The sequence below is a fragment of the Streptomyces malaysiensis subsp. malaysiensis genome, assembly GCF_040653035.1.
GTDB lineage: Bacteria > Actinomycetota > Actinomycetes > Streptomycetales > Streptomycetaceae > Streptomyces > Streptomyces malaysiensis.
Genome location: NZ_JBEZNG010000006.1, coordinates 176,951 through 195,608, shown reverse-complemented (window position 1 = coordinate 195,608; position 18,658 = coordinate 176,951). Strand labels below are relative to the sequence as shown.

Sequence of the window (18,658 nt, the reverse complement as noted above, 5' to 3'; positions counted from 1 at the left end):
CTTCAGGCCGCTGTAGTGGACGACTGATTTCTGACAGGCCGTCGCCTCAGACCCGGACGCTCAACTCCCATAACAGGCGTTACGAAGGGCGGAGATCCACCCACAACGCGGGGAGCACGGTAAGGCACTCAGCACCAGCCGTCAGGCCGCCGAATCACCCCCATGTCGGCGGGGAGGACGGACCGGTGGAGAGGCCGCAGAGCGCATAGGTCGGAACACCCCCACGTCAGCAGGTAGGACCTGCACCAGCAGCCCAGCCGCTGGCCTTTGAGCGGTACACCCCCACGTCGGCGGGGAGGACCGGGAGCTGGCCGAGAAGAAGGGGTTCGGCACCGGAACACCCCCACGTCGGTGGGGACCACCCCGCCGCCTTCCTCGGAGCCCTCTCCCGAGTTGGAACACCCCCGCGTCGGCGGGGACCACGCGGTGCTGTGTGGAGGGTTTCAGTCATGGTGCGGAACACCCCCGCGTCGGCGGGGAGGACGAAACCATGAGCAAGCGCGGAGCTGTCAGCGACGGAGGACTCCCGCGTCGGCGGGGAGGACTCCGTCGAAGCCGTCCGTACCAGCGGGCTCATCGGAACACCCCCGCGTCGGCGGGGAGGACGTGCGCTGCACCGCCGCGTAGGCCAGCCGGTTCGGAACACCCCCGCGTCGACGGGGAGAACGCTCGGACCGCATCCTTATGTCAACAACATAGCGGAACACCCCCGCGTCGGCGGGGAGGACGACAGAGCGGATCGCACCTTGCCGGGGAATCCCGGAACACCCCCGCGTCGGCGGGGAGGACGTGCAGGAACTCCGACACGCCACCAACGTCAACGGAACACCCCCGCGTCGGCGGGGAGGACCACTTGGTCCACGAGACCGCGCCGCGGGTGTTCGGAACACCCCCGCGTCGGCGGGGAGGACCACTTGGTCCACGAGACCGCGCCGCGGGTGTTCGGAACACCCCCGCGTCGGCGGGGAGGACCAGGGGATCGCGCCCAAGCCTGTTCAAGAGATCGGAACACCCCCGCGTCGGCGGGGAGGACGGTCATGAATCCGCGCCCACGCCTTGCCAAGGCGGAACGCCCCCGCGTCGGCGGGGAGGACGTCACGGACCCGGGAGAGCCGGAGTCGATCCGCGGAACGCCCCCGCGTCGGCGGGGAGGACGGCGCGGGCGGGGAGGTCGAGAACGGTCCAGTCGGAACACCCCCGCGTCGGCGGGGAGGACAAGTGCGGAGGCGGCGCCTACGTCGGCGAGTTCGGAACACCCCCGCGTCGGCGGGGAGGACGGACGAGGACGAGTAGCCCACGGCCCCATCGCCGGAACACCCCCGCGTCGGCGGGGAGGACAGCAGCACCAGCGCCCGCACCCGACCCGTCGACGGAACACCCCCGCGTCGGCGGGGAGGACGGATTCAGACCTGCTTTGCCGAACCCGACGAACGGAACACCCCCGCGTCGGCGGGGAGGACTTGGGGTCCTGCTCCACCTTGGCCAGGTGGGTCGGAACACCCCCGCGTCGGCGGGGAGGACTTCGTCCCGACCACCGGCGCCGTGCCCGTCAACGGAACACCCCCGCGTCGGCGGGGAGGACCCGACCGGGAACACCGGAGCGAACCAGCCGAACGGAACACCCCCGCGTCGGCGGGGAGGACACCCAGCGCGGCGGCATCCGGTACCCGGCGGACGGAACACCCCCGCGTCGGCGGGGAGGACTGCGTGTCTCCGACGCCTCCGAGTACCAGAACCGGAACACCCCCGCGTCGGCGGGGAGGACCCGCGCGGGATCGCCATCAGCCGTTCGCTGGCCGGAACACCCCCGCGTCGGCGGGGAGGACGGAATGACGAGTGGCGGGGGGCCAACCATGTGCGGAACACCCCCGCGTCGGCGGGGAGGACGGATTCAAGTTCCGGGCGATCGTCGCCCAGATCGGAACACCCCCGCGTCGGCGGGGAGGACGCGAGCGCACGCGAGGACGACGCGGAGGCCGTCGGAACACCCCCGCGTCGGCGGGGAGGACTCTTCCTGACCTGCACCTTAAGAGGGGCTTTGCATTTCCTTGACTTTTGGTGGTGCGGTCATGCGGATCAGGGTGAGCCCGTCGAAGTCCTCGGGGACGCGGCGGCGGGTGCCTGCGGTTCGGATTGCGTAGCCCTGTTCGTTGGGGGCCGGGTGGACCAGAACGGCAGCGCCGTTGCCGACGGTTTGGGTGACGGCTTGCCAGAGTTCGTCGCGGACGCGGGCGGAGACGCTGCCGACGAAGATGCCGGGGACGACTTCGCTGGTCCAGCGGCTGAGGGCGCCTCGGAGGTGGTCGGGGACGGCGGTGGTGGCGATCATCAGCATGGAGGCCATCAGTCGCCTCCGGCTGCGTAGTTGACGCCTGCGGGCAGGACGCCGGCTTTGGGGTCCCAGAGGTGGACCATCTGGGCGTCGCGGCGTTCGGTCCGTTCCTCCTCGTCGTCCTCTCCCGCCTCGGCGTTGACGGTGTTGGTGTGGTCGGAGGTCAGCAGGTTCTGCACGTCGCGGACGATGCGTGGCAGGAGCCGCAACAGGCGGAGGTCTTCGCGGAAGCGGCGGCGGGCTTCCTGTTCGGGGTTGGTGGAGTTGTGGAGGGCGAAGGCGATGGGGAGTGTGGTCTCGGCTTTGTAGAGGTCGGCGATGTCGTAGACGAATGCGTGCTGGGTGCCGGCGTGGACGAATCCGAGGGCCGGAGAGAGGCCGAGGGCGAGCAGGGCTGCGTGGACGATGCCGTAGAGGCAGGTGTTGGCGGCGGACAGGGCCAGGTTGACGGGGTCCTGGGAGTCCCATTGGTCGGGTCGGTAGTTGCGGCGGAAGCGGCCGATGCCGTGCTGTTCCGCGAGGATCTTGTAGAAGGCTTTCATGCGCTGGCCTTCCATGCCGCGCAACTGCTCCAGGGTGACGGCCTGGGGGAGGTCGGCGTCCTTGAAGCGCCTCTCGTACATGCGGATGGCGACGTCGAGACGTTTTGCGGGGTCGGACCAGCAGGTGACCTGTTGCTCGAGCCAGTGAGTGGTGAGGGAGTCCGGGAGGATTCCGGCGTAGGCGCGTACACCTCCGGCGCCGACGCAGACGACGCTGGTTCCGTGCCGGGCCAGGGTGGTCAGCGCGGGCGTGGTGATGGAGACGCCGGGCCCGAGCAGGAGGCAGGAGAGGGCCGCAGTGGGTACGTAGACGAGGTCGATGCGCTGGGGATCGACCTGAATCTGAGCGCAGACTCCGGTGTCGTCCTGGACGACGCGGACCATGTCCAGGTAGAGGAAGGACAGTGAGTCGGCGACCCTGGGCAGCATGGCGAGCGTAGGGGAGGCTAGGCGCCGGCGCGCATCGCTTCCCCTTTTCGGTGCGCTCATGCGGCGGTGGCGGGGGCAAGGCTGAGGAGTCCGGCACCGTAGGGTTTTCCGCGTCCGATGCCGTTCAGTACGGCGTCGCGCAGAGCATCGGGGTCGGTGATGGTGGCTGTTCCGTCGTAGCGGATAAGGCTGTGCCTCATCCCGGGGGTGTTCTGTCCTCGGGGGCGGACCGGCTGCATGGTGGTTGGCGTCAGGATGTGCGGCCGCAGGCCGGCGTCGGTGGCGCGGCGCAGCCACCACTGGTCGGCGTCCGCGCCGGACAGCGGCACGATGCGGCCGCGTTTTCCTTTCTCCTTCAGGGAGAGTCGTTCCCGTTTGGCAGGGTTGAGGACGATGCGGTAGCGCACTGCCAGCCCTTTGCGCAGCGCGGTCAACATTGGCGCCAGGCTCTTGGTGTCGGCCTGCCCGTATCCGCTGGGCAGGAGCGAGGGGGTGAGCTGGACGGCCTGGACGAGGAGGGTGCTGGAGGTGTCGGTCTCGTCCAGGCGGTAGAGGATGCCTGCCCGCTGGCGCGGGGAGTCGCCGAGGCCGTCTGGGACCATCCGCATCACCGTCTTGTGCATCTGGGTGGCGTCGCGCAGGTCCCTCTGCACCTCGCGGCTGTAGGGGTTGAGGCGGATCCGGGCGATCACCGGGTGGTCGTTCATGCGCTTTCCTCGGCGTGGGCGTAGTCGATCAGGCGTGTGAGCAGGGTGTGCTGAGGGCCTGCCAGATCTCGGTGCAGCGGTTCCACGGTGCGATAAAGGCGTCGGCCGATGTGAGTACGTCCTTCCTGAGCGAAGCTCACCGGCACGTCGTTGATGTCGATGGCATCGGCCGCCCCGCTGCGGGGCGGCTGTTCGTGGAGGAACTCCACCGCGATGGTGTCGCCTTCCTCCTGGCGGGACGGGGTGCGGCTGAGGGGGACCGCGGTGCGCAGTTCCCTCTCCGGGTCGTCGATGTGGCTGCGCAGGAGGAACGGCTCGTCCGGCGGGCAGGAGCGGCGGCCGAGGTAGGGCGCCCAGTGAGGGCGGCGCAGCGCCTGAGCGAGCTGTTCGACCGTGTCGTCGGGTGCTCTGACGGCGACGACGAACACCGCGTCGGCGAGGTAGTGGCGGCGGGTGACGACGGCCGCACCCTTGTTGCCGCCACCGCTGGTGGCGGCGGTGCGGGCCTTGGGGAAGCCGCCGCCGACCGTGTGGTAATCCACCAGCCGCACGCCAGGACGGTCCACCCGCACTGTGAGCCGCACGTCCTGATAACGGTCCAGGCCACCGTCGCCGCGGCCCATCCCCTGGGCGGCGGCGAACATCCCGATCAGCCCCGAACGGGTCGGGAAGGCGGCGGTGTCCCGCACCGGCGTGAACACCGACCGCTCACCCCAGGACTGCAAGGGCCCGGCCAGCCGCAGCAGCAGTCCGCTCACTGCTGCCCCTCCGCGTTTGTGCCGGAGGCGGGGAAGGCGGCGTCCGCGGCGGCCTCGACGAGTTGGTGGTAGGAGGTGTGCGCCTGGCCGAGGCCGGTGAACTTCTCCTCGGGGTCGATGACGGTGTGCCCGTGGAAGCGCCGGTTGCGCTCGCCGGTCAGGCGGTTGATGTTGCGGGCGTAGTCGTCCAGGGCGTTGCGGGACGGTCGGGAAAAACCGCCCTGGTCCGAGGCGACCGGGGTCTCGAAGGCCGCGGCCAGGGACAGCGGCCGGTGTTCGCGCACCGCGAGGTAGGCGAGGTCGGGGAGGGTGTGCGGGGCGGTGCTGTTCTTCTTGGCCTGCGGCAGGGACAGCAGGAAATGCTCGGCGAAGGAGGCGAGCACGGTCCGGGCGGCTTTGGCGTCACCCTCGAGGTTCTTCAGCAGGTCGGTGATGTTGACGGTCGCGTACCGGTAGAACACTCCGGCGCTGAACTCTGCGGTGTCGAGGTGGCCGCTGCCGGTCTCGGCTTCACCGAGCCAGTCGTCGACCGCAGTGAAGTAGTCGCGCTGCGGCTCGGCCGTGTGGGTGGTGAAGGCGTGTGCGACCTGGGCGGCGCCATCCACGTTGGCGTCGGGGAGTTCGGCGAGCATGCGGCCCAGCAGGCCGATGGAAGCGGTGCGCCGCTTGAGGATTGTCTCGATCCGGTTCGGAGGCAGCAGTTGGCCAGGGGCCTCCTTGCCCTTGGCCTTGCTTTTTTCCTTGGCCATCTCCTGAGCCTCCAAGCCCTTCTTGAGAGCCTCCCGGTGCTCGGTGCACACCACGGCGAGTTCCTCGATGGCAGCCTCGGGCAGGAACAGCAGTACCGAGGTGTGGCCGGCCTTCTCCGTGCCAATGCCCTTTTTCCCGGCGCTCGCCGCGACCTGGGCTCCGGCGAACGCGGCCAACTCTTCCTGCCAGCCCGCCTTTTTCAGGGCCTGCTGCACCTTCACGGGCACCATGCGGGTGCGGGCGGCCTTCTCCCCGAGGTCCTGCTCGACACCGTGCCTGATGACCCGCTTCCAGGACTGGCTGGAGACCCGGATCCGCAGCGCGTCGCCGTAGCGGACCTGCTTGGGCGAGCCAAGATCATCACGGTTGAGGTTGGCGACCGGCACCGACTGCAGGGCGCTCAGGTCAAGGTAGACGGTCATTGCTTGTTCTCCTCGGGAAGATCGGTGGTGGGGTCGGCCTCACCGGTGTCGGTGCGGAAGTAGCTGTCGAGCCAGCGGGTGGCGATGCGGTCGCGGTCGCGGTTCCACCAGGACAGATCCTTCAGCAGGACCGCCCAGTCGACCGTGATGCCGCCGCCGGTGAGCTGTGCGAGCAAGGCGGGCAGGCTCCGGTGGACGGCGTCGCTGCTCTGCCGGGACATCAGGTGTAGGGCGCTCTCCGCCGTGTTCGGCTTGAAGACGCCCTTGGCGACGGCCTGACCGAGCGAGGCCCCCAGGTTGGGGCGCTGATGCCAGGCGGTGGCGCTGGTGTCCTCGGGGGTGTCCCGGCGGGCATTGCGCGGGCGCGCCGCGATCAGCGAAGCGACGCCGTAGTAGGCGCGCCGCACATCGCCGTAACCGTGGTCGTCGTTGTCACGGAGCCACGGAACCAGATGACGGTGCATGTAGTTGCACCGCTCGACCGGCAGGCCCAGACCTCTGCGCAGCTCGGCCCGTTGCCTGTTGTCCTGGCACAGGCTGTGGACGTAGGAAACGAATGTGTCGTACTTGGGCGGAGCAGGGGCCGCCGCGGAATCGGTCATGAGACATTCCTGGTCAGGGGCATGGTGAATGGGCTGAACTCGCCGACCACACGGCCAGCGTGAAAAGGGAACCGGCGAGCGAGAACGTCAGCCGACTGAAGCGGCCTTGGGGCCGAGCAGCGCGAGGAGGAGCGAGCGAGCCCGGTGACGGGCGCGTGCCACCCGTATGTCCGCCCGGTTCGCCGGGCCGATCGCCTCGTCAAGCGCGGTCATAGCCGCGTGGACGAACGGCTTGGCGACCTGATCGGCGCACCGCTCCGGCTTGGCCAGCTGCCAGAACTCCTCTTCGGCCGTGGGCCAGTACCGGGTAAGCGCGGCGGATGCCCACGGGCCGGGCTTGCGCGCATCGAGCTTGATCTTCGCCTTGGGCGAGAGGTCGACGGCGATATCCGTGGCGATCTTCCAGGCAACCCTCGCAGCCCAATCCAGCCGGTCGGCGACCTGCTCGGCCGAGGCGTGGCAGCGTCTGATGTGGTGTGCCATATCCGCGTCGTTCTCCTCCAGCCACCGCAGGACCGGCGGAGTCGTCGAGCGGAACCAGACGCTGTCCTTCTGCTGGCCATCCTGGTCGAAGCCGTAAGCGCGCACCCGCAGAGCAGGCAGCAGCGTCCGCGGCAGGCCCTGCAAGGATGGCGGCCGCTGAGTGTCCTGTCGGCTGTCCTTCAGCAGCAGTGCATCCAGGTCCCGCCACAGAGCCCGGGCTCCATCGGCCTCTCGGGGCTGGAACTCCCCGTCCTTCCTCCGGTCCAGGATCTGGAAGGGATCCCACACCTGCCGGGGTGGCTCATGTGTGGACCACGTGAGGTACGCGTCGGTCACCGACCGGACATCCGGTGACGGGACCAGCAGAACGGCGTGACGGAACCGGCCAGTCAGCATCCCGCCCGGCCATGTGATCGGCGGGAGCGGCCGCAGCGGAGCGCCGAGGCCATCCTCCTCCCATGGGCAGGTGTCATCGGACTCCCAGTCCACCTCGGCCTGTGGGCTCGGCACCGCCAGCACCAGAGTGGTGAACAGATCCGGCGCCCAAGCGAAGTACGACACGGTCTTCCGTAGCGGCGCCGCATCCCCGCTGCCCGCCCGCACGCTGGTGATCCGCCGGGGCGTGCACTGCCCGGACGGGCCGAAGTAGAGCTGCGCGATCAGATGCCAGGCAGCCTCCGCGGCCGGAACCGGCTCGGGCGCCGTGTCGGTGAAATGTCCGAACAACACTGCCCCGTTGATGCCCGTCGGACGGCCCAACACCAGCTTGTTCACTCCGGACGGATTCGGACCGCCCTTGGCGTCCACGCACTCTGCACGCAGCCTCGGGTCTTGAAGGAAGGGCCGCTCGGAGTCGAACAGGTCGAACCGGCCTGATGGCACCCTCTTGTCGAAGTACTCGTCCACCGCATCCGGATCGAACCGGCCGACCTTCAGGACCCGCAGACGTAATGCCAGCCAGTCATCGATGTCCTCGGTGACATCGGCGTCTTCGGCGCCATCAGTGCCATCGAGTCGTACTTCGCCGTCCGTGGCGATCCTGGCCGTTATGACGGCCAGGATGCGCATCAGACCGGCCGCCGCAGGCGGCACCGGCAACTCCAAGTCCGCGATCTCGTGGGCGCGCTTGAACAAGGCCCGTAGCCCAAAGCGCGCCGACTCCCCGGTCAGCAGCCGGATCGGAATCCAGGGCTCATCCCTTAGATCGAACCCCCCAGTCATGAAATCCCCCCTTCAGGAAACGGATCTTCACGACGCATGCACGGCAAAGTCCCCCAACTGACCGCTTGGGCGTCGCAACAGCATTCAAACAGGCACCACCGACAATCGGGGCCTGTCTCGGCAATCGCACCACTAGTAGAGCACCCCTCGGAGGCGTTCGCACCCGCTTCATGAAGGTCGATAGGCAGGGGTACGGGGGGATAGATCAACTTGCGAAGCGCGGCGGCGCTTCGGTAGAAAACGCCACCAGCGACGGCGAGTTGGACCGTCCGACATCGAGGGGAACCATGCAACACTCCATGTCTGTGCCGTGGGCAGTTGCCGCACCGTGGGCACTGGTCGTAGCCATCATCGTGATCGTCATCGGCATGAAGCCGGACCCTGCCACGGTGGGGTCCTGTAGCGCCTTGCTCCTGGGCGCTGTCGAGGCCCATCGCCGTCTCTCCCGGTAGCCTCTCCGCGGGCACGTGCCTCCGAACTTCGGCAGCGGGCATGCCTCCCCGCCGACGTGGGGGTGTACCGGTCGAGAGGCACGGGTCACGTTGTGGCCCGGCGTCTTCCCCGCCGAGGTGGGGGTGTTCCGCCGGGCCACGTTCGTCAACCGCGGACCAGGCCAAGGTCCTCGTCGAGGCGCAGTGTCTTGTCACCGATGTGCACTGCCTGGACAGTTCCTGCCTGTACCGGCTGATAAAGGACGCGGAGGTCTCCCAGCATCGGGTGTTCCGACCAGGACCCCGGCGGGCTCACACTGTCCCCGTCCGAGCTGTGAAGCCAGTCGGAACGCACAGGAATCGTACGACGCATCACCTTGCGTACGGCAGCGGCCGGCACGCGTTCCCCCTCAGACACTGAGGGCAGCGGCTCCTCGCCCTCCGGGTCGAGTGTCACGCGGCCGTCCTCCTGAACGAAGGCGCACAGCAGGCGGACCGAGTCGGCACCGAGCCGGGTGGACAGTTCCCACTCGTCCTCTTCGCCTTCCAGATGATGCAGTTCGACAAGCTGGGCAACCTTTCGCGCACGGAAGACGGCCCGCAGGCCGGCCATGCTCCGCTCGGCCATCTCCTTGCCCTTGTGGGCCACCCATGCCTTCCCTGCAGGGTTGCCGGGGTCATCCCAGTTGAACTGTTCGTCGTCACCGTGGACAGCTTCCACGAGTGCTTGCACATTGTCCGGGATGGAAATCGTCCCGTCCTTGAGCTCCGCAAGTTTCCGGGAGGTGGCACCGAGTAGAAACTCGGAGTAGACCTCTCCCCATTGCACCGGCACCGTCCCGCCACCGGCCATCGGGTCGAGCACGACCAGGTGCGGCCCATCAGCCCACGCAGGGCGCCCACCCCCCTCGGGATATCCGTAGCGGGCCCAGTGATTCTCGTGCCTCCAGCACCGGCCAGCCCGCTGCAACAGCAGGGATAGCGGCGCGAGGTCGCTGATCACAATGTCGGCGTCCAGGTCGAGTGACTGCTCGACAACCTGCGTAGCAACAACAATCCGTCGCCGTGGCCTCGGGCCCTTGCGCCCCAGACCGTCGGTGACGTCACGCGTACGCTCCTCGCGTACGTCCCCCGGAAAGCGAGCGTGGAGCAGCTGCACACTCCCTCCCTCGGCATGGGAGCGCCGGTCGAACTTTCTGCACAGCCGCTGGTACGTCTCCTGCGCGTCGCCGACCGTGTTGCACACCACCAGGGCTGTGCCGCCGTCTCCCTCGGCCACCGGCTGTACCAGCCGCTCGATCACCGCCATCCGGTTCCGAGCCCCTCCCTGTGATCCGTGCACCACCTGTTCCACCGTGACGCCCAGCCTCATGCGCCGGGTGCGGGCTTGCTCCTGCCGCTGGGCCTCTGACATCTGCGTGCACTGGCCACTCTCGGCGTCCACGTACAGCCAGCCGGGGTACGGGGCCGGAAACACCCGCTTGCGCAACGCCTTTGTCGAGTGCCCCGCGCCCTGCAAGTACTCCTTGACCAACCGGTCGCTAACCGAGGCTGGCAGGGTCGCCGACAGCAGCACCACCGGCACCCCGTACGCTCCGAGCCAGTTCAGCAACCGGCCCAACAAGACCTGCATGTACGGGTCGTAGGCGTGTGCCTCGTCCACGATGAACGTCTTGCCCGACAGCGCCAGCAGGCGCAGCGTGTTGTGCCGCACCGGCAGAACCGCCATGAGCGCCTGGTCGACTGTGCCGACCGCGAACTGCGCCAGCAGCGGCCGCTTGGGCCCGCGCAGCCACCGCTGCGGCCTCATGTCGGCCTCCCTGCGGCGGTGCCCGGCCGCAGCCTCATCGCCGTCGCAGGTGACCACCGCCTCACCCTCAAGGCCCTCATCGGCGTAGGCACTGTTGAGCCAGGCCATACTGTGGACCAGCGTCAGCCCAGCGTTCTGACCCGACTGATTCACCAGAGTCTTGGTGATCCGACCGTGCATCTGATCGCTCGTGGCCATCGTCGGCAGTAGAAACGCATATCCCCGCGTCCCGAACCTCTGTGACAGGACCCGTTCGGCCTCCAGTGCCGTCTCGCTCTTCCCGTCCCCCGGCGCCGCGGTCACCAGCAGGATGCCACCACGCTGCCCCGCCCCGACTGCCGTCGGCAATTCGTCCATGACCGATTGCTGCAACGGGTTCGGCTCGCCGACGATGCCGTACGCCTCGGCGAACTCCTTGCGCTCCAGCGGCACCGAAGTCAGCCCGGCATCTCCAAGAAGTTGGGGAGCATCCGCCTGTGAACGCCGGAAATGCTCAGCCAGCGACGGCTCGAGTTCACGCTGGCGTCGCCTCAGGTAGGTCTCCTGGCTCACCAGCCAGTCTGCAAGAATCACCACACCAGTCACCAGCACCGCGGTCGGCGCCTTGAACGACTCCGGCGCCACTGGGAACCCCAACACCTCATGCACCGCGGCGGCATGCGTGACACGCTGCCGACTCCAGGCGTCCCCACCGAGGAAGGCCGGACTGACACCGTCCTCGGCTCGGTGGAAACGGCCGTGATGGCCACCGATGATCTCGGCCACCCGCTGAGTGGCCTTCAGCTCCTCGTCCTCTTCGAAACCCAGCCCCTTCAGCACCTCTGCCGCAGCCGCCATACCAGCGACATCGTGGCTGACACGGTCTGCGCTCATCTTCTTGCTGTCCGCACGTAATTCCGCGCTGAGGTGCTGGACGCCATGCCGTGAACAGAACTGGAACCCGGAGAGCTTGCCGATGTCGTGCAACCCGGCACACAGCCCGACCAGAGCCCGGGCACGCTCCGGTTCGCCCCCCAGCCCCATCCCCTCGGCAATCCGGACCCGCTGGTTCTCCGACAGGTAGATATCCCACAGATGCAACGCCATCGCCGCCGCGTCAAGAAGATGCCTCACCAGCGGGTACGGAGGCCGCTCCGGATCCAGGCCCCGCGACTTCCCCCACGCCGACTCATCTAACGCATCTTGCTTGCGCAGCATGACGTTTTCCTCCCACTTCAACACTGGCTTGCGTCCCGCCACACGGTGGGAGGTCGCTCCGCCGACTGATCCAAGCACCCACCACTGACACCTTGACCCGACTGCTGTCATCCGACGGCCTCGCCATCGAGCGTTGCCCTCCCCGAGCGTGCCCCGGATAAAGTGGGCATCGTGCAGCCCCTGGAGCGTTTCACCTCATCCGACATGGCAAAGAACAAGCAAAGTCGTTTCTAAGTCGCAGGTCAGAAAGGGTCCTCCCCGCCGACGCGGGGGTGTTCCGGCAGCATGCGCTCGGCCGTCGAAGCGAGCGAGGTCCTCCCCGCCGACGCGGGGGTGTTCCGGCGCTCAGAGGGGCACCCAGAGGGCTAGTTGGGTCCTCCCCGCCGACGCGGGGGTGTTCCGCTGAGCACCCGTGAGCGGGCCGCCCGGCGCGTGTCCTCCCCGCCGACGCGGGGGTGTTCCGGCGTACGGCTTTCCGTCCCGGTCGGACTTCCTGTCCTCCCCGCCGACGCGGGGGTGTTCCGTCATCGGGATGCTCACCCGGGCCGCCGACACCGTCCTCCCCGCCGACGCGGGGGTGTTCCGCCAGCCACGACCAACTCTCCTGGGTCCTCCTCGTCCTCCCCGCCGACGCGGGGGTGTTCCGGCTGCCGATCTCTCAGGAGATCGCGGAGTGGCGTCCTCCCCGCCGACGTGGGGGTGTTCCGCCCACCGTGTCCTGTCGGTAAACCATCCCCCGGTCCTCCCCGCCGACGTGGGGGTGTTCCGAGGGGGAATAGAGAATGGCAGAGCATGTTTCCGTCCTCCCCGCCGACGTGGGGGTGTTCCGCGCAGGACCACACATCCACCTCCTCCCACGACGTCCTCCCCGCCGACGTGGGGGTGTTCCGACCATGGGCTCCCAGATCACCTCCGGGGCCCGGTCCTCCCCGCCGACGTGGGGGTGTTCCGTCCTTCCGCTCCACGGCCGTCGGCATGACGTAGTCCTCCCCGCCGACGTGGGGGTGTTCCGGGACAGCCGTCTGCTGGACAGGTCGCCCGACCGTTCTCCCCGCCGACGCGGGGGTGTTCCGGCCCCGTGGGGCCGCGCCGAAGACGGGCGGCCGTCCTCCCCGCGGACGCGGGGGTGTTCCGCCGGGTCCGGCCAGGCCGACGGCGGGGGTGCGGTCCTCCTCGCCGACGCGGGGGTGTTCCGATCCGTCACCTGTTCCACCGCCGTTGGACCACGTCCTCCCCGCCGAAGGGGGTGTTCCAGAGGAGGCAGCCGTCAACGCCGGTGCCTTCCTGTCCTCCCCGCCGTCGTGGGGGTGTTCCGGGAGCCAAGCCGGGCGGCGATGGCCCCCGACCGCGTTGGCCGGGGGCTTCGAGATTCATTCAGCCGAGGTACTCGACCTGGAGGACGGTGAGCTCCTTGAGGCCGTTGCCTATGAGGAGGATCGCGAGGACGTCACGGGTGAGGATCTTGCGCATGACGCCGTCGTCCACGAGCCCGTAGGGTTTTGGTTGCCGCGATGGGGTCCTCGCACGCGTCGGCGAGGGCAAGGGTGAGTTGTTCCCTCGCTTCGGGTGGCAACGCGTCGTGGACGGCCCTGGCAGCAGCGTCGTACTTGAGGCGATACACCGGTGTTATGGTCCTTCGCGTCCATGCGCATGTGATGCGCGTTATCGATCTGCCAGCCCCCTTTGGGAAGCGTAGTCGATCTGACGCGGAGCGTAACCTGATTGTGGGATTAGGCGGCGCCGTAGCCCCGGATCTGCTCGGCTTCCCGCTGAATGCGCTCTGTGGCGTCTACCCATTCCCCCAGGGGCTCTTCGTCGCGGGCATCATGCGTTGCCAGCTCACGGGCTCGCTGGACGGTTGCGAGGGTGTTCTTGGCGATGTGTTCCCAGCGCGCGAATGTCGACAGCAGCTCATGGACCGGCGCCCGGTTGATCTCGCTGAGGAACCGCTGGGCTAGGTCAGGGTCACCGAGAGCATCGCGAATACGTTCGATCGTCCAGGGCGCGTCGCTGCTCATCGTAGATCGCCTTCTGCTCGCCTCGTCGCTTCATCTGTGACGGCTCCACCGTAGCGAAGTGATATCGCCCTTACAGTGCTTCCTGTGCGCTAACTCACCATGAATCCTCGTGGGGATTGTTATTCGACTTAGAATCGAGCAGCTCACGCCTTAATCACTACGTCTCACAACCGGACAGCAGTGCGCCCCGCGACCGGAACGGGTGCCACCGAGCGGTGGGACGGGGCACAGTGTCACGTGCAGGTCTGCGCTGTGTGCTGCTCCTGGCCTGCTGGGGCGGTGCGGGCTGCGGGAGGTCAAGTGGCGGGTGAAGGACTCGGGCCGGTACGTGAACGTGGCGAAGTACCGGGCGTTCAACGCGAGCGTGCCGTTCGCCACCCGTGAGGCGTGGCAGACCTCCCGCGAGGGGGCGCTGCCCGCGCTGGGGCAGAAACTGATGGTCTCCGAGCAGGAACAGATCCTGCTGGAAGCCTCGCACGGCTCGGACCAGGACCGGCTGATCGAGCTGCTGTATGACGATGTCGAGCGGCACGTGGAGGCGATCCAGTCACGCTTGGAGATGGCTGCCGGCGACGTGCTGGCCGACGGGAAGTTCTCGCTGGTGCAGGAGAACGGCCTGACGCTGGAGGTCGACTGGAACGTCCCCGCGGCGAACATGCCTGTCGCGCAACGACCGTGGTGGGACCCGGCATCGGACCCGATCGCCGATGAGTTCCGGTGGATCCAGCACCTGGACGACGTCGGCGCGCCGGAACCGGAACTGGTGGTCACCAGCCGAAAGGCGTTCTCCTACCTGGCGGCGAACAACGCCTACCGGGCGGCGTACTACGGCAGCGTGAACCCGTCGACCACGCCGACGGCGACGCTCACCCCGCAGCAGATCAACGTGGTACGCGGCAACTATTCGCTGCCGCCGATCACGTTCTACAAGGCGCAGGTGCGGGTGGATGGCAAGCCACGCAAGGTGCTGCCGGAAGACCTGTGGTGCCTGATACCGCCGGACCGGGAGAAGTGGGCGCAGACGCAGATCGGTGTGACGGCTGAGGCGCTGGTGCTCTCGCGGGGCACGAACCCGGAGATCATCCGCGAGGATGCGCCGGGCATCATCATCACCCGTGGAGTCCAGGATGATCCGGTGCAGATCTATACGAAGGGTGCGGCGGTCGGCATGCCGGTCATGCACACTCCGGATGCGCACATCGTGGCGAAGGTCCTGTGATGCCAGTGCCTCGACTAAAAGCCGCCGTGTACGTACAGGACCCGGCCACCCGGGAGGAGCTGATCCTCCTGCCTGGCGAGGAACCCGAACCGCGCCTCGCTGCCCTGGTGACGAACGCCGATGCCTGGGAGGTTCCGCCCGGGGATCGCGGGCCGGAACCGATCGCGGTAGGCGAGCCTGACCCGACCGCCGAGAAGACGGTCGACCCGGGGCCGGCGGAGGCCGGCGGAGGCAGCGCGAAGAAGCCCCCGCCGCGCCGCTCGCGGTCCGCCTCGGTGTCGCCATGACCTGCGGCCTGCTACCGAACCCCTCGGTGGCGGGCCGCTCTCGTACAAGAGGAAGGGCAGGCAGGTGGATGAGTTCCAGCGGTCGTGGCTGCTGGCGCAGCTCGGACCGGACACGGACTCAGCCGACCTGGAGCGCCGGTTCTTCCGGCTACGGTCGGCTCGTGCGGTGGCGCTAGAGGTGCTGGGGGAGAGGCGAGCGAAGCTGCTCGGTGACCCGCTGAAGGTCACCGTCGACGGCGTCGTGACCATGGACTTGCAGGAGAATCTACGCGGCATCGAGCGACAGATCGACGCCATATGTCAGACCTCGGCCCCCGATGACCCCGAGGATGGAGACGGGGAGGGGAACACTCTGGCGACGTCATTCATGGTTCCGTCGCGTCGTTACCGGTAGCTGCCCCTTCCGGGTGGACTGCTCAAGCACGCAACGCCCGAGGCCGACAGTTGCTTGGAAGGTTGGTTGTTGGGTCGGGGCGCAGTCCAGGCGCAGATGCGACGTGCTGGTCAGCCCAGATACGTGTGCTTCCATTCCATGGACGACATGCCTTGCGCCGCTTCGGCGAGCGCGAGCGCGGAGGGCGTCTTCAGTTTCGCCCGCGTGGTGTCCACCCATTCCTGGGCATTGCGGTAACCCTGCTCCAGGTACTCCATGCCTTGAAGCATGCACTCGAGCTTGTCAGCGTCGTGTGCCACGAGAACCTCCAGTGAGTCGCCGTTCTCGTACTCGTGGACCACGGCCTTGATCCCCTCCGCTACGGCAGGAGGAGTCTTCGAGACCTGATCGGCAGTGACCCGCTCATTCGAGGCGGCTTCGAGGTAGCGGCGCCCGATCCACGGGATGTCCCCGACACGGGTCTCCTGGGTGTCGTGGAAGGTGCACAGAAGGGCGACCTTCGCTGGGTCAGCGCCTTCCATCATCGCCAGCACCGCGCCGATGATCGCGGTGCGGAACGAGTGCTCGGCGATGGTCTCGGGGTCCTTGACGCCTGCGATCCACCAGCCACTCCTCTTTCCCCGCTTGAGGGCACCCATCTCAAACAGGTAGCCGACAGTTCCCTTGTCAGCCTGGTCATCAGTCATGCAGATCGTCCCCTTCAAGCGGATCACCGGCTACTCAGTCTCAGACCGTAATGCACATTCTCCAGCTCACGCCTGGACTGGCGTGAGATCACATCACTGTCGAGCAGGCGGTCGACTCGGGAGGTCAAGTCGCGGTGCAGTTCCCGGTCAGCTGACAGAACACCGGGCTTCGAGCTGATCAGCGCCCACACCGAGTGGATGTTCAAGTCCACCGCGCCCAGTGACGGATCAAGCCGGTCGGCAAGGTTGCGAAGGAGCGGGAGGGCCTCCCAGGACCGGCCGTCCACGTCGCTCATGAACGCGTCGCTTGCACGGGGCACCGGGTCGAGGCCCAGCCAGTGCGCCCAGTAATTGAGGTTGGCCATCTCGCTAGCGTCTCCTCCCATGCCCCGCTCGATGAATGTCTGCAACGTCTCGCTGTCTCCGTAGCGGGTCAGGGACGTTGCTACCGACCTGGCGTCGGACCAGGCTGGTGTCCACGATGCGTGACGCAGTGGCGTTTGACGGCGTTCCCGCATGTCAGCGAGCCAGGAATGGGTGTCGACGCTGGTGTCGTAGGCACACAGGTAGAGCGCCTGTCGGCGCAGAAGCGAGCCATCTTCCCCCGCCCGGTCAGCGATCTCCGCTGCGCGGCGGAGATTGGCGAACAGCCTGTCTCGCTGGGGGGTTGGCAGGAGTGGTGAGCCAGGCGTAGGGCCTCTCCGTCGGGGAGTCGACGCGGGGGCTTTGGGGAGAATCGTGGGCTGCTCACCGGTCAGGGCCCAAGCGATCATGTGAGTCGATGCCCGGGTAAAGACCCAGCTGTGCAGCGGGTGCTGGGTGATGTCGTCACTGTTGAGCGTGTCGTTGAGCGAGTACTCGATCACGGAGTCGGCCTCGACTGCGAGATCCAAGAGAGGCAGAAGCGTTGGCTCCGCACCGCGTCCTAGCAGATGTCGCTTCAGACGCAGGAATTGCGCGGATGAGATAGCCGCTAGGGAACGACGGCCTGATTCCCAGCCCTGGACGGTTGTCGTGTCGATCCCGAGTTCTTCGGCCAGCCGGGACTGAGTCAGCGGAATGCGCTCGCGGATGATCTTGAGTAGATGGCCGCAGACGATGCCACTCGCAGTGCGGGCTGGCGGACCCTGAGCGGCAGTCAGTGTTCCCGTTTCGGAGCGCGATCGCTTCTGTGGCGCCATGCCGTGCTCCCACGTGGTTGGGCGTGTGCAACTCGTACTCTGTGTCAGTTTTTTTGCCCGCTTGGTCACAGTAAGTTCATCCACAGCTGGTGACCCAGCGCACACCTCGTCCAGCTTAATCGCAGTGAGCGATCAAGCGACTACTCAGGTGGTGACCACGTATGCGCCCTACCAATGAGCAGTGTCAGGGAGTCCGTGAGTGCATGACGTATGAGAAGCGAAACCGCTGGCCGCGAGGGCGGCAATGAGCGTCAGCATCCACTCCCAGAGCTTCCATGCTCCGTCTTCGCTGATATCAGTCCGGCAACTGAGCGGTGAGCGTGCTGGTGGCGCGGTGCCCAGCGGGAAGCAGTGCGATCGCGACCTGATGGAGACCAGCTTCCAGATCGCCGCGGGCGGGTCCGGTGAACCATTGGCTCCGGAAGATGGCTCCCGCGTCGGGGCGATGCACACCCCTTGGGGGACCCCTTGATGACGACTTCTGTGTGGCCGCCGAGAGGCCGGGACGCCGTAGTGGACACATACGCAGATGTGGACCTACTCGGCTGGCCCCTGTTTATCGACGCGGAGTTGATGAACGCACACGAGGTGCAACATGCCTTCGCCCGTAACTCCAGCACAGTCTTGTTGGCCGCCTGCACCAAGTTCGACGCGGTTACCACTCCGCGCAAAGCCGCCACATCTGCGCTGGTCCGGCTGGATCGGAGGGGTACGGCCCTGCCATGCCTCTTGTGTGGCGAGACGGGCACGTTCCTGGTTGCACGCGGCAGCGGGATACACGTCTCCGCACTCGCGGGCGTCCAGGTCATGGCTGGTGCCGACGCACGGATCACTCTGCCGCCGACGAGCGGGGTCCGCTGGGACACTCCGCCGTGGCACCCCACCGAACGAGCTCCGCTGAAGTTGCCCAGTGCGGTCGTCCTTATCTCCTGTCTGGAAGAGGCGCTGCGTCTCTATCCGCGCTGCGAAACAGGCATCAGACCGTGATGGCGGTGGTCTCGACGGCCAGCGTCCAGGAAGTCGACAACTGACGGAGGGCTTCCCTCGGGCCAGGCCGATCGACGTCACTTCATGACCGTGCCAACTGGACCACGCTCACGTCTGGTGAGGGCTGGCCGCCGCCCCTGCTCCAACTGCCAGGAAGGGAGGGGCTGTGGCTAGACCAGGTGTGATGCGGACCTTCTACTCC

The 18,658-nt window shown here is 67.5% G+C and carries 13 protein-coding genes and 1 CRISPR repeat array; of the genes, 2 read left to right on the top strand and 11 right to left on the bottom strand.

The annotated features are described in order from the left end of the window. Positions 1–2,026 precede the first annotated feature (2,026 nt). From cas2e to AB0E24_RS15210, 9 genes are all read right to left on the bottom strand, one after another. Positions 2,027–2,344, bottom strand: coding sequence for a type I-E CRISPR-associated endoribonuclease Cas2e (gene cas2e, locus AB0E24_RS15250; protein WP_359377306.1), 318 nt, complete (start codon positions 2,342–2,344; stop codon positions 2,027–2,029). Then, positions 2,344–3,303 (bottom strand): type I-E CRISPR-associated endonuclease Cas1e, encoded by a 960-nt coding sequence (gene cas1e / locus AB0E24_RS15245; protein WP_359377304.1) that lies wholly within the window; start codon positions 3,301–3,303, stop codon positions 2,344–2,346. The genes cas2e and cas1e overlap by 1 nt, the downstream gene beginning before the upstream one ends. 56 nt (positions 3,304–3,359) lie before the next feature. Next, positions 3,360–4,010 carry a type I-E CRISPR-associated protein Cas6/Cse3/CasE gene (cas6e, locus tag AB0E24_RS15240; RefSeq protein ID WP_359377301.1) on the bottom strand — a complete coding sequence of 217 codons (651 nt, stop codon included), beginning with the start codon at positions 4,008–4,010 and terminating at the stop codon, positions 3,360–3,362. Then, the gene (gene cas5e, locus AB0E24_RS15235; protein WP_359377298.1) at positions 4,007–4,768 is read right to left on the bottom strand and encodes a type I-E CRISPR-associated protein Cas5/CasD; all 762 of its coding nucleotides are present in this window, start codon (positions 4,766–4,768) and stop codon (positions 4,007–4,009) included. Before cas5e ends, cas6e begins: the two co-directional genes overlap by 4 nt. Beyond that, a complete protein-coding gene (gene cas7e, locus AB0E24_RS15230) occupies positions 4,765–5,940 on the bottom strand; it encodes a type I-E CRISPR-associated protein Cas7/Cse4/CasC (protein WP_359377295.1) in 1,176 nt (391 codons plus the stop codon). The genes cas5e and cas7e overlap by 4 nt, the downstream gene beginning before the upstream one ends. Then, positions 5,937–6,542 carry a type I-E CRISPR-associated protein Cse2/CasB gene (casB, locus tag AB0E24_RS15225; protein WP_359377293.1) on the bottom strand — a complete coding sequence of 202 codons (606 nt, stop codon included), beginning with the start codon at positions 6,540–6,542 and terminating at the stop codon, positions 5,937–5,939. The genes cas7e and casB overlap by 4 nt, the downstream gene beginning before the upstream one ends. Positions 6,543–6,629: 87 nt before the next feature. Next, positions 6,630–8,246, bottom strand: a complete 1,617-nt coding sequence (casA, locus tag AB0E24_RS15220; RefSeq protein WP_359377290.1) for a type I-E CRISPR-associated protein Cse1/CasA — start codon at positions 8,244–8,246, stop codon at positions 6,630–6,632. A 597-nt stretch (positions 8,247–8,843) separates the two neighbouring features. Beyond that, positions 8,844–11,684: a CRISPR-associated helicase Cas3' gene (gene cas3 / locus AB0E24_RS15215; protein WP_359377288.1), complete on the bottom strand. Its 2,841-nt coding sequence runs from the start codon at positions 11,682–11,684 to the stop codon at positions 8,844–8,846. A gap of 251 nt (positions 11,685–11,935) precedes the next feature. Next, positions 11,936–12,879: direct repeats of the CRISPR family, unit length 29 nt; unit sequence GTCCTCCCCGCCGACGCGGGGGTGTTCCG. 535 nt (positions 12,880–13,414) lie between these two features. Next, complete coding sequence (locus AB0E24_RS15210; RefSeq protein WP_079257519.1) at positions 13,415–13,702, bottom strand: hypothetical protein; 288 nt, start codon at positions 13,700–13,702, stop codon at positions 13,415–13,417. A gap of 202 nt (positions 13,703–13,904) precedes the next feature. Between AB0E24_RS15210 and AB0E24_RS15205 the strand changes: the two genes are divergently transcribed. Both AB0E24_RS15205 and AB0E24_RS15200 read left to right on the top strand, forming a co-directional pair. Next, positions 13,905–14,921: a major capsid protein gene (locus tag AB0E24_RS15205; protein ID WP_359377284.1), complete on the top strand. Its 1,017-nt coding sequence runs from the start codon at positions 13,905–13,907 to the stop codon at positions 14,919–14,921. A gap of 351 nt (positions 14,922–15,272) precedes the next feature. After that, complete coding sequence (locus AB0E24_RS15200; RefSeq protein WP_079257518.1) at positions 15,273–15,602, top strand: hypothetical protein; 330 nt, start codon at positions 15,273–15,275, stop codon at positions 15,600–15,602. A gap of 110 nt (positions 15,603–15,712) precedes the next feature. On the opposite strand, the gene AB0E24_RS15195 is transcribed toward AB0E24_RS15200, so the two are convergent. Both AB0E24_RS15195 and AB0E24_RS15190 read right to left on the bottom strand, forming a co-directional pair. Continuing rightward, a complete protein-coding gene (locus AB0E24_RS15195; RefSeq protein WP_079260442.1) occupies positions 15,713–16,288 on the bottom strand; it encodes an HD domain-containing protein in 576 nt (191 codons plus the stop codon). A gap of 23 nt (positions 16,289–16,311) precedes the next feature. Then, entirely contained in the window at positions 16,312–17,469 is a 1,158-nt protein-coding gene (locus AB0E24_RS15190; RefSeq protein ID WP_359377280.1) for a helix-turn-helix domain-containing protein, read from the bottom strand. Positions 17,470–18,658 lie beyond the last annotated feature (1,189 nt).

Bases quoted from the DNA above. Each gene is read 5' to 3' on its own strand.
- cas7e (WP_359377295.1), bottom strand. From the start codon at position 5,940: ATGACCGTCTACCTTGACCTGAGCGCCCTGCAGTCGGTGCCGGTCGCC.
- cas1e (WP_359377304.1), bottom strand. From the start codon at position 3,303: ATGCTGCCCAGGGTCGCCGACTCACTGTCCTTCCTCTACCTGGACATG.
- cas2e (WP_359377306.1), bottom strand. From the start codon at position 2,344: ATGGCCTCCATGCTGATGATCGCCACCACCGCCGTCCCCGACCACCTC.
- AB0E24_RS15195 (WP_079260442.1), bottom strand. From the start codon at position 16,288: ATGACTGATGACCAGGCTGACAAGGGAACTGTCGGCTACCTGTTTGAG.
- casA (WP_359377290.1), bottom strand. From the start codon at position 8,246: ATGACTGGGGGGTTCGATCTAAGGGATGAGCCCTGGATTCCGATCCGG.
- AB0E24_RS15190 (WP_359377280.1), bottom strand. From the start codon at position 17,469: ATGGCGCCACAGAAGCGATCGCGCTCCGAAACGGGAACACTGACTGCC.
- cas3 (WP_359377288.1), bottom strand. From the start codon at position 11,684: ATGCTGCGCAAGCAAGATGCGTTAGATGAGTCGGCGTGGGGGAAGTCG.
- cas6e (WP_359377301.1), bottom strand. From the start codon at position 4,010: ATGAACGACCACCCGGTGATCGCCCGGATCCGCCTCAACCCCTACAGC.
- casB (WP_359377293.1), bottom strand. From the start codon at position 6,542: ATGACCGATTCCGCGGCGGCCCCTGCTCCGCCCAAGTACGACACATTC.
- AB0E24_RS15210 (WP_079257519.1), bottom strand. From the start codon at position 13,702: ATGAGCAGCGACGCGCCCTGGACGATCGAACGTATTCGCGATGCTCTC.